This is a genomic window from Pseudomonas sp. 7-41, from assembly GCF_021233075.1.
GTDB lineage: Bacteria > Pseudomonadota > Gammaproteobacteria > Pseudomonadales > Pseudomonadaceae > Aquipseudomonas > Aquipseudomonas veronii.
The window spans coordinates 2,611,231-2,625,111 of sequence record NZ_CP089551.1; the positions used below are offsets into that span (position 1 = coordinate 2,611,231).

A 13,881-nucleotide genomic window follows, 5' to 3' on the forward strand; every position below is an offset into this window, starting at 1 on the left:
GCGTGGCGCAGTTTTTTATTGATCGACCGATTTTCGCCTGGGTCATCGCCATCGTGATCATGCTCGGCGGCAGCCTGTCCATCAGCCAGTTGCCGTTGGAGCAATACCCCGACATCGCGCCGCCCACGGTGAAGATTTCCGCGACCTACACCGGGGCCTCGGCCAAGACCGTGGAAGACTCGGTGACCCAGGTCATCGAACAGCAGATGAAAGGCCTGGATAACCTGACCTACATGTCGGCCAACAGCAGTTCGGCGGGCAGCGCCAGCATCAGCTTGACCTTTACCGCCGGCACCGACCCGGATGTGGCCCAGATGCAGGTGCAGAACAAGCTGCAACAAGCCGAGTCGAGACTGCCGCAATCGGTACAAAGCGAAGGCCTGACCGTGACCAAGGGCGGCTCGGACTTCCTGATGATTGTCGCCCTGGCATCGGATGACCCCAGCGTTACCGGGACTCAGATCGGCGACTACATTTCCACCACCTTGCTCGACTCCATCAGCCGCATAGACGGCGTCGGCGATGTGCAGACTCTGGGATCAGGCTATGCCATGCGTATCTGGCTGGACCCGGCCCTGTTGGAAAAATACGCGCTGATGCCTTCGGACGTCAGCAGTGCCCTGGAGGCGCAGAACACCGAAGTCTCCGCCGGGCAGCTGGGGGCTTTGCCGGCGATCAAGGGGCAGCAGTTGAACGCCACGATCAGCGCCCGCAGCAAACTGCAGACCGTCGAAGAGTTTCGCAACGTGGTGGTCAAGTCCAGCAGCGACGGTGCCGTGGTGTTGCTGGGCGACATCGCGACCTTGGAGCTGGGCAGCGAAAGCTACGACATCAGCAGCGCCCTCAACGGCAAGCCCGCCGCGGCCATGGGCGTGCAACTGGCGGCAGGTGCGAATGCGCTGAGCGTCGGCAAGGCGGTCAAGGCCAAGCTCAAAGAGATGGAGCCGTTCTACCCGACTGAAATGCAGCTTAAAAACGTGATTGCCTACGACACCACGCCGTTTGTCAGCCTGTCCATCGAGGAAGTGGTCAAGGCCTTGGGCGAGGCCATCGTGCTGGTGGTGTTGATCATGTTCCTGTTCCTGCAAAACCTGCGGGCGACGCTGATCCCGGCGATTACCGTACCGGTGGTGCTGCTGGGCACGTTCGGCGTGTTGGCGATGTTTGGCTATTCGATCAACACCTTGACGATGTTTGCCATGGTCCTGGCGATCGGCTTGCTGGTGGACGATGCCATCGTGGTGGTGGAGAACGTTGAGCGGCTGATGGGCGAGGGGCTATCGCCCGTGGCGGCCACGCGTCAATCGATGCGTGAAATCAGCAGCGCACTGGTCGGCATCACGCTGGTGCTGAGCGCGGTGTTTATCCCCATGGCGTTTTTCGGCGGTTCCACCGGGATTATCTATCGGCAGTTCTCGGTGACCATTGTTTCGGCGATGGTCCTGTCGGTGCTGGTGGCGATGACCCTGACCCCGGCGCTCTGCGCTTCGTTGCTCAAAACGCGTGATGGCCGCGGCCATGGTGCTCAGCACGGGTTCTTCGGCTGGTTCAACCGCACCTTTGAACGTGCCAGCGCCGGTTACGAGCGCTGGGTGGGTGTGGTGTTGCGGCGTTGGGGGCGCAGCCTGTTGCTCTATGGCGCGGTGCTGGTGGTCATGGCGGTGGGGTACATGAGCCTGCCCACGTCGTTTCTGCCGGACGAAGATCAGGGGATCCTCATGGCACAGATCCAGTTGCCAGTCGGGGCGACGGACAGCCGCACGCAAGCTGTGATCAAGCAGTTCGAGGACTACATCCTGAAACAGCCCGAAGTCGAAGCGATGATCAGCATCAGCGGGCTGGGCATGGGGGGTAACAGCCAGAACACCGCGCGCGCGTTTATCCGCCTCAAGGACTGGGACGAACGCGGTGGGCCCGGCCAGGGGGCGGCGGCGATTGCCCAACGGGCGACCATGGCGCTCTCCAGCATCGGCGATGCCGACGCTTTCGTCATGCAACCACCGACGGTGCGCGGCCTGGGCCAGAGCTCGGGGTTCGACCTGCAACTCAAGGACCTCGCCGGCCTGGGCCATGATGCGCTGGTGGCGGCCCGCGAACAGTTCCTTGAGCTGGCCAGAAAAGACCCGCGCTTGCTGGGCGTTCGCAGCAACGGTCTGGACGATGCGCCGCAGCTCAAGGTCAGCATCGACGACCGCAAGGCCGGAGCGCTGAGCCTGAGTACCAGCGACATCAACACCACCTTGTCGACGGCGTTGGGCGGTACGTATGTGAATGACTTTCTCAACCAGGGCCGGGTGAAAAAAGTCTACGTGCAGGGCCAGGCATCCGCGCGTATGCAGGCCGCGGACCTTGATCATTGGTTCGTGCGCAACAGCAGCAATGAAATGGTGCCGTTCTCATCGTTTGCCAGCAGCACCTGGAGTTACGGCTCGCCCTTGCTGGAACGCTATAACGGGAACGCCTCCCTGGAAATCGTGGGCGACCCCGCGCCAGGCGTGAGCTCCGGCGACGCGATGGACGCGGTGGAAGCCATCGTCCGGCAATTGCCCCAGGGCATCGGCTACGAATGGACCGGGCAGTCCTATCAGTTGCGGCTATCCGGCTCCCAGGCTCCGTTGCTCTATGCACTCTCCGTATTGTTTGTGTTCCTGTGCCTGGCCGCGCTCTACGAGAGTTGGTCGGTGCCGTTTTCGGTGATTCTGGTGGTCCCCCTGGGGGTGATCGGTGCAGTGCTGGCGACCCGTGTCGCCGGGTTGAGCAACGACGTGTATTTCCAGGTGGGGCTGTTGACCACCGTGGGCCTGGCCGCGAAAAACGCGATCCTGATCGTGGAGTTCGCCAAGCACCTGCAAGAGCAGGGCAACAGCCTGATCGATGCGACGCTGATCGCGGTGCGCCAACGCTTGCGGCCGATCCTGATGACGTCCCTGGCCTTCATGTTCGGCGTGTTGCCGCTGGCCTTGAGTAGCGGCGCAGGCTCCGCCGGGCGTCAGGCCATCGGTACGGGCGTGCTGGGCGGTATGTTCAGCGCCACGGTGCTGGGGATCTTCTTTGTACCGCTGTTTTTTGTGCTGATCCGCCGCCGTTTCGGCAGCGAGCGCAGTACTCGTCAATCTGCCCCGACAGGTGATGCATGATCAAGTCACATTGGCCTTTGCTGGCCGCCATGGTCCTGGGTGGCTGCGTCAACCTGGCGCCCCAGTATGAGCGGCCGGAAGCGCCGGTTTCCGCGCAATGGCTGCCGACCGCCAGCCTGCCGAAAGGGCAGGCGGGGGCCGATGTCAAATGGCAGCAGTTCTTTACCGACAGCCGCCTGGCACAGTTGCAGGCGTTGGCGCTGGCCAATAACCGCGACTTGCGCCTGGCCAGCCTGAATGTCGAAAAGGCCCAGGCGCAGTACCGCATCAAGCGCGCGGACCTGTTTCCCACCATCGATGCCAGCGTCAGCGGCACCCACAGCCGCACGCCAGGGTCGTTGTCCAGCACCGGCACGGCGGCCACCACTCACGATTACAGTGCGCAATTGGGCTTGAGCAGTTATGAACTGGACGTGTTTGGCCGGCTACGCAACCTGCGGGATGAGGCGCTGGAAGACTACCTGGCGCTGACGGAAACCCGACGCAGTACGCAGATCAGCCTGGTGGCCGAAGTGGCCACCGCCTGGCTGACCCTGGCGGCCGACAACGAACGGCTGCTGCTGGCCCAGCAAACCCTGACCAGCCAGTTGGCCACCTACGACCTGACCCAGCGCAGCTATGCCCTGGGCGGCTCCTCCGCGCTGTCCGTGGCGCAAGCCCAGACCACGGTCGAGTCGGCGCGCGGCGATGTGGCGTCCTACGAGAGCCAGATTCTGCAGGACCGCAATGCCTTGCGCCTGTTGGTCGGCAGCGACCTTCCCGAGGCACTCTTGCCGGGCACGCACCTGGCGTCGGCGGCGGTGCTGGTGGACATACCGGCGGGCCTGCCGTCGAGCCTCTTGCAACAACGCCCGGATGTGCTGTCGGCGGAACACACGCTCAAGTCGGCGAACATCGACATCGGCGCGGCCCGTGCGGCGTTTTACCCCAGCATCAGCCTGACCGCCAACGCCGGCTCGTCCAGCTCGGCATTGGCCGGCCTGTTCAAATCCGGCAGCGGTGCCTGGACCTTTGCCCCGAGCATCAGCGTGCCGATTTTCGACGCCGGGAGTAACCGCGCGACCCTGGATTCGGCCAAGGTCGAGCGCGACATCCAGATACAGACTTATCAGCAGACCCTGCAGACCGCGTTCCGCGAAGTGGCCGACGCGCTGGCCGTGCGCAGCACCCTGGATCGCCGGATCGCCGCGCAACAGGCGCTGACCGACGCCAGCCGCAAGAGCTTCGAACTCTCGGACGCCTTGTACCGGGGCGGGTCGCAAAGCTACCTGGAAGCCCTGGATGCACAACGCTCGCTCTACAGCGCCCAGCAGGACCTGATCACCCTGCGTCTGACCGAGCAGAGTAACCGCATCACGTTGTACAAAGTGTTGGGAGGCGGTTGGAATTAATGGCCCTGTCTCTTGCACACACAATCGCCGCGATGGAACGGCTGGCGCGCGTCAAATCGGCTGACTTCATTCAATGGGAAATCAACATGCGTGCATCTCGTTCCACTTTAAGCCGTTGCGCTCAGGTACTGACCTGCGCCAGTTTCATAACGCTTTCAGCCCTTTGCCAGGCGGATTCCGACAAGGACCCGTGGGAGCGTATCAACCGACCCATTTTCTCATTCAATGACACGCTGGATACCTACGCACTGAAACCCCTTGCCCAGGGTTATCAATTTGTCACCCCGCGCATTGCGCAAGACGGCGTGCATAATTTTTTCAACAATCTGGGGGAGGTCAAGAACCTGGCGAACAACTTACTTCAAGCCAAGTTCTATAGCGCCGGGGTTGATACGAGCCGCTTCTTACTCAACAGCACCATTGGCCTGGCAGGATTGGTCGATGTCGCGACGCCCATGGGACTGCAGCGCAATGACGAAGATTTCGGTCAAACCCTCGGTTACTGGGGGGTAGGTAGTGGTCCTTATCTTGTGCTGCCACTCTTGGGGCCCAGCACACTTCGCGATGCGCCGGCCATCTTTCCCGATATCTACGCCAACCCGGTTCGTTACATCGGCGACGTTCCGACGCGTAATAGCCTGTACGGCCTGGGCATGATCGACGGACGCGCTCAATATATAAAATCTGAAAAGCTCATCACCGGGGATAAATACAACTTCATTCGAAGCGTTTATCTGCAACACCGGGAGTTCAAGATCAACGATGGCAACGTAAAGGACGACTTTTGATCAGCGCGGTTCGACCTCGGGATCAAGTTACCCGTTGACACTATCCGGATGCGCCGCCCATCGAAGCCCAGGCACTGATGGCCGGCGCGGCCGTGGAATAGCAGGCTGGAGTGCTCGCGGCCCTCAAACAATATCGTCGATCAGGATATGAGGCTGCCCGCGACTGCACTGTTCAATGCGCGCCTGGACCTTGTACACAGTGCGCAGCATCTGTTCTGTAATGACCTCACGGCTCGCGCCACTGCCTTGTGCGGTACCGTCGGCAATCACCAGCACCTGATCGGCAAAACGTAACGCCTGGTTCAGGTCATGGATGGCGATGAACACAATGACCCGACGCCGGCGGGCCAATGCCTGCATGAAGTCCAACACCTGGACCTGGCGGTGCATGTCGAGGGCGCTGGTGGGTTCGTCCATCAACAGGATCTCCGGTTCGCGCACCAAGGTCTGCGCGATGGACACGAGCTGTTGCTGCCCGCCGCTGAGTTCGCCGAGGTTGCGAAAGGACAGGCCGGTGATCCCCAGCGCCTGCAATATCTCGTCGACCAGCGTCAGCTCATCATCGTGGACGACCCAGCCGGGCGACAGTTGTTTACGTGCCAGAAGCACCGATTCGTACACCGTCAATCGAGCGCTGCCGTTCAAGCCCTGCGGCATGTAGCTGATGCCCCGCGCGCCCTTTTTCGAGCCCTGCAGAATCACCCGGCCGGGGCCGTCGATCAAGCCTGCCATGCGCTTGAACAGGGTGGACTTGCCGGCGGCATTGGGGCCGACCACCGCGACCACTTGGCCACCCATAAATGCGCCGGTCGTGACACCGCTGATGATCGTGCGCTGACCGTAGCGGGCACCAAGGTTCTCCAGCTGGATCGTCACCATGAGTTTTTCTTCCCGCTGAGAATCAGAGATATGAAGAACGGCACGCCGATCAACGATGTGACCACGCCGATCGGAAAGATCGCGCCCGGAATCAGGGTCTTACTGACCACCGAACTGACGGACAGAATCAGTGCGCCGGTCAGCAGCGACGTCGGCAGGAAGAACCGCTGGTCTTCACCAATCAACATCCGCGCAATGTGCGGGCCGACCAGCCCGATAAAGCCGATGGTGCCGACGAAGGCCACGGGAAACGCGGCGAGCAGGCTGACCATGATCAACGTCTGAAAGCGCAGGCTGCGCACGTTGATACCAAAACTGGCGGCCTTGTCATCGCCCAGCCTCAGGGCTGTGAGGGCCCAGGCGCGCCTGGCGAAAATCGGCAGGGTGACCACGATCACCAGGCAGATCACACCGAGTTTGGGCCAGGTGGCTTTGGTCAGGCTGCCCATGGTCCAGAACACCACGGCCGCCACGGCTTGCTCGGTGGCAAAAAACTGCACCAGGGCCAACAACGCGTTGAACGTGAACACCAGGGCAATGCCCAGCAGCACGATGGTTTCAGCGGTGACGCCGCGGCGCATGCTCAGGAAGTGGATCAGCAAGGCAGAGAGCATGGCCATGACGAACGCGTTCACCGGCACCATGTACTGTGCCGCCAATGGGAACAGGGCCACGCCAAACGCCAGGCCCATGGCCGCGCCGAAGCTGGCGGCGGCAGAAATGCCCAGGGTGAAGGGGCTGGCCAGCGGGTTGTTGAGGATGGTCTGCATCTGCGCGCCCGCCAGTGATAATGCCGCGCCCACGGCAACCGCCATCAGGGCGACAGGCAGGCGGATATCCCACATCACCACGCGCACCTGCGCCGAAGCGTCGTCCGGCGAAAACAGTGCGCCGAGTACTTCGCGCAGGCTGTAACTCGCCGGGCCCAGGGCCAGGTCAAGCAGGACGCTGCAGAGCAGCAGCGTCATCAGCCCGGCGAGGATCAGCCGCTTGCGCAGCAGCAGGCGACGGTAGGTCTCGCGCTGCACCACCAGGGTGTCGCTCGGTGCGCTCATGGCTTGACCTCGGGGGTGCGCAAGCTGACGAAATAGCCCGGCTCGTAAGGTACCGGCAGAAACCGCTCGTGCAGCTCGCGAAAGGAGGCCTCGGGGTCCAGGTCGGCAAACAGCGTGGGATGAAACCATTTGGCCAGTTGCTGGATGGCCACGAACTGGTAAGGGCTGTTGTAGAACTGATGCCAGATCGCATGAAAGGCCTGGTTGTCCTGCGCCTTGATCCCTGTGTAGGCTGGCCGTTGGGTGTACCAGGCCAGTTTGTGCCGGGCTTGCGTCATGTCGGCGCCCGGGCCGACGCCGACCCAATGGCCGCCAGGGGCGAACGCCTCCCAGTTGGCGCTGGTGACTACCACGTGCGCCGGGTTGGCGACGATGACCTGTTCGGGATTCAACTGGCCGAAGGTGCTGGGGATAATGCCTCTGGCGATATTGTTGCCACCGGCCATGTCGACAAAAAGCCCGAAGTTTTCGTTGCCGAAGCTCAGGCAGCAATCGTCCGTGTAACCGCCGATGCGTTCGATAAACACCGCGGGGCGCACAGGCTGCTGCGCTGCGATCACGTCGGTTACCCGGCGGATCTGCCGGTTGCGAAAATCAATGAAAGCCTCGGCACGCGCTTCTTTGCCCAACAGTCGGCCGAACAGGCGCATGGTCGGCTCGGTGTTCTGCATCGGTTGATTGCGAAAGTCGACGTACACCACCGGTATGCCCAGGGCATCGAGCTTCTCGATATAGCGCGCATCCTCGGTGGCATGCTGCGCCTCGATGTTGAGGATGATCACGTCGGGGTGCTGGGCGATCGCTTGTTCGATGTCGAAGGTCCCGTCTTCAAAACCGCCAAAGGTGGGAATCCTGGCAATGGCGGGAAATTTGCGCAGGTAGGCTCCGTAGGTGTCCGGGTCCGACTGGATCAGATCCTTGCGCCAGCCGACGATGCGTTCGATGGGGTTTTGCGTATCCAGGGCGGCGACCAGGTACAACTGGCGACCCTCCCCGAGAATCATCCGCCTGACCGGCAGATGGACCTTGACCTCGCGGCCGAGCAGGTCGGTGACGGTACTGCGCGCGGCATCCGCCTCGGCGGCGGGGGCGGGCAGTGAAGCCCCGAGCAAGCCAGCCACTAACAGCGCCGCGAAGGCGTGGCTGCGTCGAACGATGGTAACCATGGTTAAAGCCTTTGCAGGTGTCAGAAGTCGACCGTGGCCGAGAGTAAAAGCGTGCGTGGCGAGCCCTGGGAAAACGCTCCATAAGAGGCGACACCCGACCAGTACTCGCGATCGAACAGGTTTTGCACCGTGGCGCGGAACGTTGTCGGCCGCTGTGCGATACGCGTGGTGTAACGTGCGCCGAGGTCGATGCGGGTCCAGGGATCCAGTTGTTGGCTGTTGGCCTGGTTGACGTACTGGCGGGCGGTATAGATCGCGCCACTGGTGAACGTCAGCCCCTCGACCCAGGGGATGTCCCATTCGGCCCAGAGGTTGGCTTGTACATCCGGCACGCCGACCGGAGTGTTGCCCCGGTTGGCGGCAATGCCGGTTTTGGTCAACTGTGCATCCAGCAGCGTCACTCCCCCGAGCAGGCGCGCGCCTGGGGCGACCTCGCCAAACAGGTTCAGCTCGATGCCCCGATTGCGCTGTTCGCCTTGCACCGAAAACGTCCCGCCCGACAACTCGCCGCTGGGCTTCTTGATCTGGAACAGCGCCAGGGTCGCCATGAACGTGCCGTAGTCGAGCTTGACCCCGATCTCCTGCTGCCGGGAAACGTAAGGGGCGAAGATCTGGCCTGCATTGGCGGCTTTGGCCGGGGCGACGTCGCCCTTGCTCAGGCCCTCAAGGTAGTTGTAGTAGAGCGACACATGGTCCCAGGGTTTGACCACCACCCCGAACAGCGGCGTGGTCTTGCCTCCGTCATACGCCGTGCTCACCGTACCGGAGGCGTTGTAGTTGCTCGACTCAATATGCTGTCTGCGCAGGCCGAAGGTGACCTGCAGGCGTTGCTCGAGCACCGACAGGGTGTCGGCGATGGCGATGCCGGATAATTGCGTCGCGGAGACCTTTGGCGTATCCGGCTCGGCAATCGAAGGCTTGGGCTGATCGATCGGGTGGTAGATGTTCGACAGGATGACCGCGCCGGATGTGATGCCACGGGACAACTCGTCGCGATAACGCGAGACTTGCAGGGCCGTGACGTGGCCGACCGGCCCGGTGTCGAAGCGTAGGCGCGTGCCCGCATCGACGGTGTAGCGCTGCACGTTGAACTTGTAATAGCCGGGTGTCGAGGCGGTGTCGCCGGCGGCGTTGAGGAGGGTTGGGGTCTGGTCGGACATGCGCGCGACAGCCGACCTGCCGCCACCGGCATGGGCGAAGACGGTCAAGGCGTCGGTGAGGTCGTATTCACCGCTGAGCAACGCGGATTTATCACGGGTTTCGGACCAGCCCCAGTCTTGGCTCACATTGGTCCGCCCATTGGCGGCGGAAGGTATCTCCACGCCCGTGTCGATCAGGAACGGTCGAGATGCCGCGTCGAACTTTTCTTGCTGGGAGATCAGGTCCAGGCTGCCTCGCAGGCGATCGGACCGGTAGTCCAGGGACACGGCGCCGAGCCCGACGGCGCGCGATTGGTCGTCGATCACGGTGTTGCCTTGCTGGACACTGGCGTTGACCCGCACCCCCCATCGGCGTTCCTCGCCAAAGCGCCGGCTGATGTCGATATGATTCCCCAGTTGCGCATCCTGGGCGTAACTGGCGGTGAACCGCGTCAAGTCTTCATCCAGGGAGCGCTTGGGCACCACATTGATCACCCCGCCGACGGCACTGTTGGGCGACATGCCGTAGAGCAGTGCGCTCGGGCCTTTGACGACCTCGATGCGTTCGGCGTATTCGGTGAACACCCGATAGTTGGAGGCCACGCCATAGACACCGTCGAAGGCCAGCTCACCGAGGTTGCCTTCGCCGACCGGAAACCCACGGATAAAAAAAGAATCGACAATCCCGCCGGTCTGCCCGGTGGCGCGGACCGACGAATCGCGCTCCAGCACGTCGCCCACGGTCGTTGCCTGTTGGTCCTTGATCAGCGATGAGGTGTAAGTGCTGACGCTGAAGGGGGCGTCCATTACATCGGTATTACCCAGCATGCCCAGGCGTCCTCCCGCGGCCACCTGGCCCCCCGGGTACACCGGGGGCAAGGTCTCGGCCGGCTGGTCGTGGCCACTGATCGTGGTCTGCGCCAGGGTGACCCTGCGGAGTGCCAAGGTGTAGCTGCCGTCGTTGCGCAGCAGCATGTCCAGGCCACTGCCGGCCAGCAAATGCGCGACTGCTGCCTGGGTCGAGTAATTTCCAGAAAGCCTTGGGCTGATCAACCCTTCAGTGATCGACGGCTCGAAGGACAAGGCAATGCCGGCCTCCACGGCAAAGCTCGACAAGGTTGCGCCGAGCGGTCCGGGGGCAAGGTTGTACGCGCGCACGGTCACTGAATCCAGCTGCACCGGCGCGTCCGCCCGGGCCAAAGGGCAGGCCGCACCGATCAGGGTCAGGCTGAGCAACGCGCTGCGAATGACCGGCATCAATGGGGGGCCCTGTGGCGAGAGGAAGTGGCTGTTCCTTCATTGCCAGTTGAGATCAAAAAAAGTATCAGCCTGGCAATGCTTTTTTTTGCGAGGTTTGCCTTCGCGGCGTCAGGCGGGCGACAGCGTGACCCAATACCCGTTCAAATGACCGGTGGCGAGCACCGGGTAGGTTTGCACCAGCATGTTCAAGGTGCGTTGGGTATCGCTGATCGGGAAGGCACCGGAGACGCGCAGGTCGGCAATGGCCGGATCACAGCGCACAAAACCACGACGATAACGCGCCAGCTCGGCAACGAAATCCGCCAGGCGCATCTTGTCCGCCATCAGCATGCCCTGGGCCCAGGCACCGACGTAGCGACCGGCGGCAGTCAGCGCTCCAAAGGTCTGTGAGGAAAAGTCGGTGCGCTGCCCGGCGTTGACGATCAGCGGCGCGGTTTGGCGGTTTTCGGCCAGTTCCACTTTCACTGCGCCTTCCAGTACGGCGAGCTGGGTACGCGGGCCCAGTTCACGCACGGTAAAGCGCGTGCCCAGGGCCTGCATGCGGCCCTGTCGGGTGACGACGAGGAAGGGGCGGGGGACGGAAGCGGTATCCGGTGCGGTCTGCACCAGTATTTCGCCTTCGCGCAGATGGATCAGCCGCTGTTGGCCATCAAACAGCACATCCATGGCGGTGTCGGTATTCAACGTGATGCGTGAGCCATCGGCCAGGGTCAATTCGCGTTGTTGGCCCACGGCCGTGCGGTAGTCGGACGACCATCGGCCTGACTCCACCAGCTTCCAACTGCCCCAACCCGCCGGTATCACCGCCAGCAGCAGGGCCAATTTACCCAGGGCGGCACGCCGCTCCGGATTGCTTGGCCGATCCAGCGCCGACATCGCCAGGGAAGACGGCAAGCCGCCCAGCTTGCTTTGCAGCAATTGCGCCCGCGACCACGCGCGATCGCGCTCGGGGCTGCTGACCTTCCAGCGCTCCCACTCGGCACGTTCGTTGTCGCTCAACCCGTTGTCGCTCAAACGCATCAGCCATTCGGCGGCTTCTTCAAGCACGTCGGGATTCAGCGGTGGCTCTCTGCGCAGCGCGCGCATCTATTCGACCATCATCATGCAGTGCAGGAACGCTTGTTTCATGTAGCGTTTGACGGTGATCAGCGAGACGTCCAGTTGCTTGGCGATGTCGTCGTATTTCAGCCCGTTGATCTGCGACAGCAGGAACGCCCGCTTCACCAGCGGCGGCAGGGCATCGAGCATGGCGTCGATTTCGTGCAGGGTTTCCAGCACCATGAAGTGCGATTCAGGCGACGGCACATCCTGTGCGGGCGCGTTGGCGAGTGCCTCCAGGTAGGCACGCTCCAGCGCCTTGCGCTGGTACCAGTTGATCAGGATGCCCTTGGCCACGCAGCTCAAGTAGGCGCGAGGCTGCTCGATTACCGTGACCTGTGAAGCCAGGATGCGGGTGAAGGTGTCCTGCGCCAGATCCGCCGCATCCATGGCGTTGCCCAGTTTTCTTTTCAGCGTCGCGTACAGCCAGCTGTGATGCCCGCTGTACAGGGCCTCAATCGCGCGCAGGTGACTCGGGTGGTTCGCGGAGTGGGTTTGGCTCATGGCGCGGGCGTGCATCTAATTGAGAAGTATTCCCAATGCTAGTTGACAAGATGCTTGAAAAGCAAGGGGGGATCAGTGCCCCGCGATCGGTGCGATCCCCTGTGCTGGCGTGTCCTTCATCGCCAGGCACCTGGTTCAATCCCGATCCGCGACTTGGTGGGGTTGCTTGCCCGCGGGCCAGTAACGCAGAGCGACGATCAGCACCAGCGCCAGCGCATACGCCAGGCACACGAACAGATACGTGTAGGGCAGGCCATACGCTTGGCTGAGCAAGCCGCCGATGCAGATACCGGCAATCGAGGCAAACTGCGCGGTGCTTTGCGCGATACCCAGTACATAGCCCTGTCGGGCGCTGTCGGCGGTGGTCGAGATCAGGGCCATCAGCACTGGCGTCGTGGCACCCAGCAGTACTCCCCAGACGAAGTAGGCCAGGATAAACACCACGGGGTTGCGGGTAATGCCCGCCACGGCGGTCAGCGCGATGCAACCGATCACCACGTAAGTGATGCGCTGCAGCGTCTGGCGTAGAGAGCGCTGCTCGAAGTAGCGCGACCATGCCGTCGCCGAAAGAATGAAGCCCAGGGCCAATAGCCCGTAGCACAGGCCGACCACTGAGTGGCTGACATCGAATGTGGAACTGACGTAAAGCGAGAACGAAGTCTGGGGCAGCATTCGCGCCAACAGCAGAATCCCCATGATGCCCAACAGCGACAGCAGGGGCGAGCCACGCCAGCCGGCAGCGCTGGCCTGGGCGGGGGCGCAGGTGTTTACCGGCGCGGTTTTTTTCACGGGGGGGACGTCCGGCAGTGTCATGGCGGCGATCACCGTGCAGGCGGCGCATAACACCGAGGCCACGATATTGATCCAGAAAAACGTCGCGTAATCGAGAATCAGGCCGCCGAGCACGGCGCCCAGCAACGAGCCGACGTTGGTCGATATCTGCAGAATCGCGAACAGCCGGGCCCGGCGCGACGGGCTTTCGATACTCACGCCGTAGGCCTGCGCCGGGGCAATGTAGCCCGCGAAGGCACCCTGCAGGAAACGCAGGGCCAGGATCGCCCAGATGTCGCTGAAAAACGCCAGGCCGAGCTGGGTCAAGGACAACCCGGCGAGCGCGCGGATCATCATCAACTTGTGCCCGTATCGATCGCCGATACGGCCCCAGAACGCACTGGTCAGCATGATGCCCAGCATCGGTCCCACGTACACAGCGATGCTGGCGAAACTGAAAAGCGCCTCCGAAGAAGCCAGCTCGCGCAGGTGTACGGGCCAGAATGGCCCGCTCATTTCCATCGCGCCCATGGAGACCAGTTGGATCGCGAACAAAAGATAAACAAGGGTCCTGACACTTGAACCCTGAATGACACCTGCATGGGACATGGGACGGCCTCGGCGGATGAACCCGGTAAAAAAACAGGGAGGGATGATACTTTTTCGCAAGTCGGCTGGCATTAGGAGTGATTC

The 13,881-nt window shown here is 62.4% G+C and carries 10 protein-coding genes; 3 read left to right on the plus strand and 7 right to left on the minus strand.

Annotated features, from left to right (window positions below):
* Positions 1–2: 2 nt before the first annotated feature.
* From LQ249_RS11905 to LQ249_RS11915, 3 genes are all read left to right on the plus strand, one after another.
* Positions 3–3,137, plus strand: coding sequence for an efflux RND transporter permease subunit (locus LQ249_RS11905; RefSeq protein WP_057005567.1), 3,135 nt, complete (start codon positions 3–5; stop codon positions 3,135–3,137).
* Positions 3,134–4,528, plus strand: a complete 1,395-nt coding sequence (locus LQ249_RS11910; protein ID WP_046383979.1) for an efflux transporter outer membrane subunit — start codon at positions 3,134–3,136, stop codon at positions 4,526–4,528. Before LQ249_RS11905 ends, LQ249_RS11910 begins: the two co-directional genes overlap by 4 nt.
* A gap of 86 nt (positions 4,529–4,614) precedes the next feature.
* The gene (locus LQ249_RS11915; RefSeq protein ID WP_046385321.1) at positions 4,615–5,316 is read left to right on the plus strand and encodes an MlaA family lipoprotein; all 702 of its coding nucleotides are present in this window, start codon (positions 4,615–4,617) and stop codon (positions 5,314–5,316) included.
* A gap of 123 nt (positions 5,317–5,439) precedes the next feature.
* Here the strand turns inward: LQ249_RS11915 and LQ249_RS11920 are convergent, their stop codons facing one another.
* From LQ249_RS11920 to LQ249_RS11950, 7 genes are all read right to left on the minus strand, one after another.
* Entirely contained in the window at positions 5,440–6,195 is a 756-nt protein-coding gene (locus LQ249_RS11920; RefSeq protein ID WP_126589360.1) for an ABC transporter ATP-binding protein, read from the minus strand.
* Entirely contained in the window at positions 6,189–7,250 is a 1,062-nt protein-coding gene (locus tag LQ249_RS11925; protein ID WP_232566479.1) for a FecCD family ABC transporter permease, read from the minus strand. Before LQ249_RS11925 ends, LQ249_RS11920 begins: the two co-directional genes overlap by 7 nt.
* Positions 7,247–8,416 carry an ABC transporter substrate-binding protein gene (locus LQ249_RS11930; RefSeq protein ID WP_232566480.1) on the minus strand — a complete coding sequence of 390 codons (1,170 nt, stop codon included), beginning with the start codon at positions 8,414–8,416 and terminating at the stop codon, positions 7,247–7,249. The genes LQ249_RS11925 and LQ249_RS11930 overlap by 4 nt, the downstream gene beginning before the upstream one ends.
* A gap of 20 nt (positions 8,417–8,436) precedes the next feature.
* Positions 8,437–10,812 (minus strand): TonB-dependent receptor, encoded by a 2,376-nt coding sequence (locus tag LQ249_RS11935; protein ID WP_232566481.1) that lies wholly within the window; start codon positions 10,810–10,812, stop codon positions 8,437–8,439.
* A 111-nt stretch (positions 10,813–10,923) separates the two neighbouring features.
* Positions 10,924–11,901 carry a FecR domain-containing protein gene (locus LQ249_RS11940; RefSeq protein ID WP_232566482.1) on the minus strand — a complete coding sequence of 326 codons (978 nt, stop codon included), beginning with the start codon at positions 11,899–11,901 and terminating at the stop codon, positions 10,924–10,926.
* On the minus strand, positions 11,902–12,417 hold the full coding sequence (locus LQ249_RS11945; RefSeq protein ID WP_026140148.1) for a sigma-70 family RNA polymerase sigma factor: 516 nt from the start codon (positions 12,415–12,417) through the stop codon (positions 11,902–11,904).
* 135 nt (positions 12,418–12,552) lie between these two features.
* Positions 12,553–13,797: an MFS transporter gene (locus LQ249_RS11950; RefSeq protein ID WP_057005573.1), complete on the minus strand. Its 1,245-nt coding sequence runs from the start codon at positions 13,795–13,797 to the stop codon at positions 12,553–12,555.
* Between the last annotated feature and the right edge of the window lie 84 nt (positions 13,798–13,881).

What these genes read in the sequence shown, in the direction of transcription:
- LQ249_RS11930 (WP_232566480.1), bottom strand. Translation starts at nt 8,416, where the DNA reads ATGGTTACCATCGTTCGACGCAGCCACGCCTTCGCGGCGCTGTTAGTG.
- LQ249_RS11915 (WP_046385321.1), top strand. Translation starts at nt 4,615, where the DNA reads ATGCGTGCATCTCGTTCCACTTTAAGCCGTTGCGCTCAGGTACTGACC.
- LQ249_RS11945 (WP_026140148.1), bottom strand. Translation starts at nt 12,417, where the DNA reads ATGAGCCAAACCCACTCCGCGAACCACCCGAGTCACCTGCGCGCGATT.
- LQ249_RS11935 (WP_232566481.1), bottom strand. Translation starts at nt 10,812, where the DNA reads ATGCCGGTCATTCGCAGCGCGTTGCTCAGCCTGACCCTGATCGGTGCG.
- LQ249_RS11950 (WP_057005573.1), bottom strand. Translation starts at nt 13,797, where the DNA reads ATGTCCCATGCAGGTGTCATTCAGGGTTCAAGTGTCAGGACCCTTGTT.
- LQ249_RS11925 (WP_232566479.1), bottom strand. Translation starts at nt 7,250, where the DNA reads ATGAGCGCACCGAGCGACACCCTGGTGGTGCAGCGCGAGACCTACCGT.
- LQ249_RS11920 (WP_126589360.1), bottom strand. Translation starts at nt 6,195, where the DNA reads ATGGTGACGATCCAGCTGGAGAACCTTGGTGCCCGCTACGGTCAGCGC.
- LQ249_RS11910 (WP_046383979.1), top strand. Translation starts at nt 3,134, where the DNA reads ATGATCAAGTCACATTGGCCTTTGCTGGCCGCCATGGTCCTGGGTGGC.
- LQ249_RS11940 (WP_232566482.1), bottom strand. Translation starts at nt 11,901, where the DNA reads ATGCGCGCGCTGCGCAGAGAGCCACCGCTGAATCCCGACGTGCTTGAA.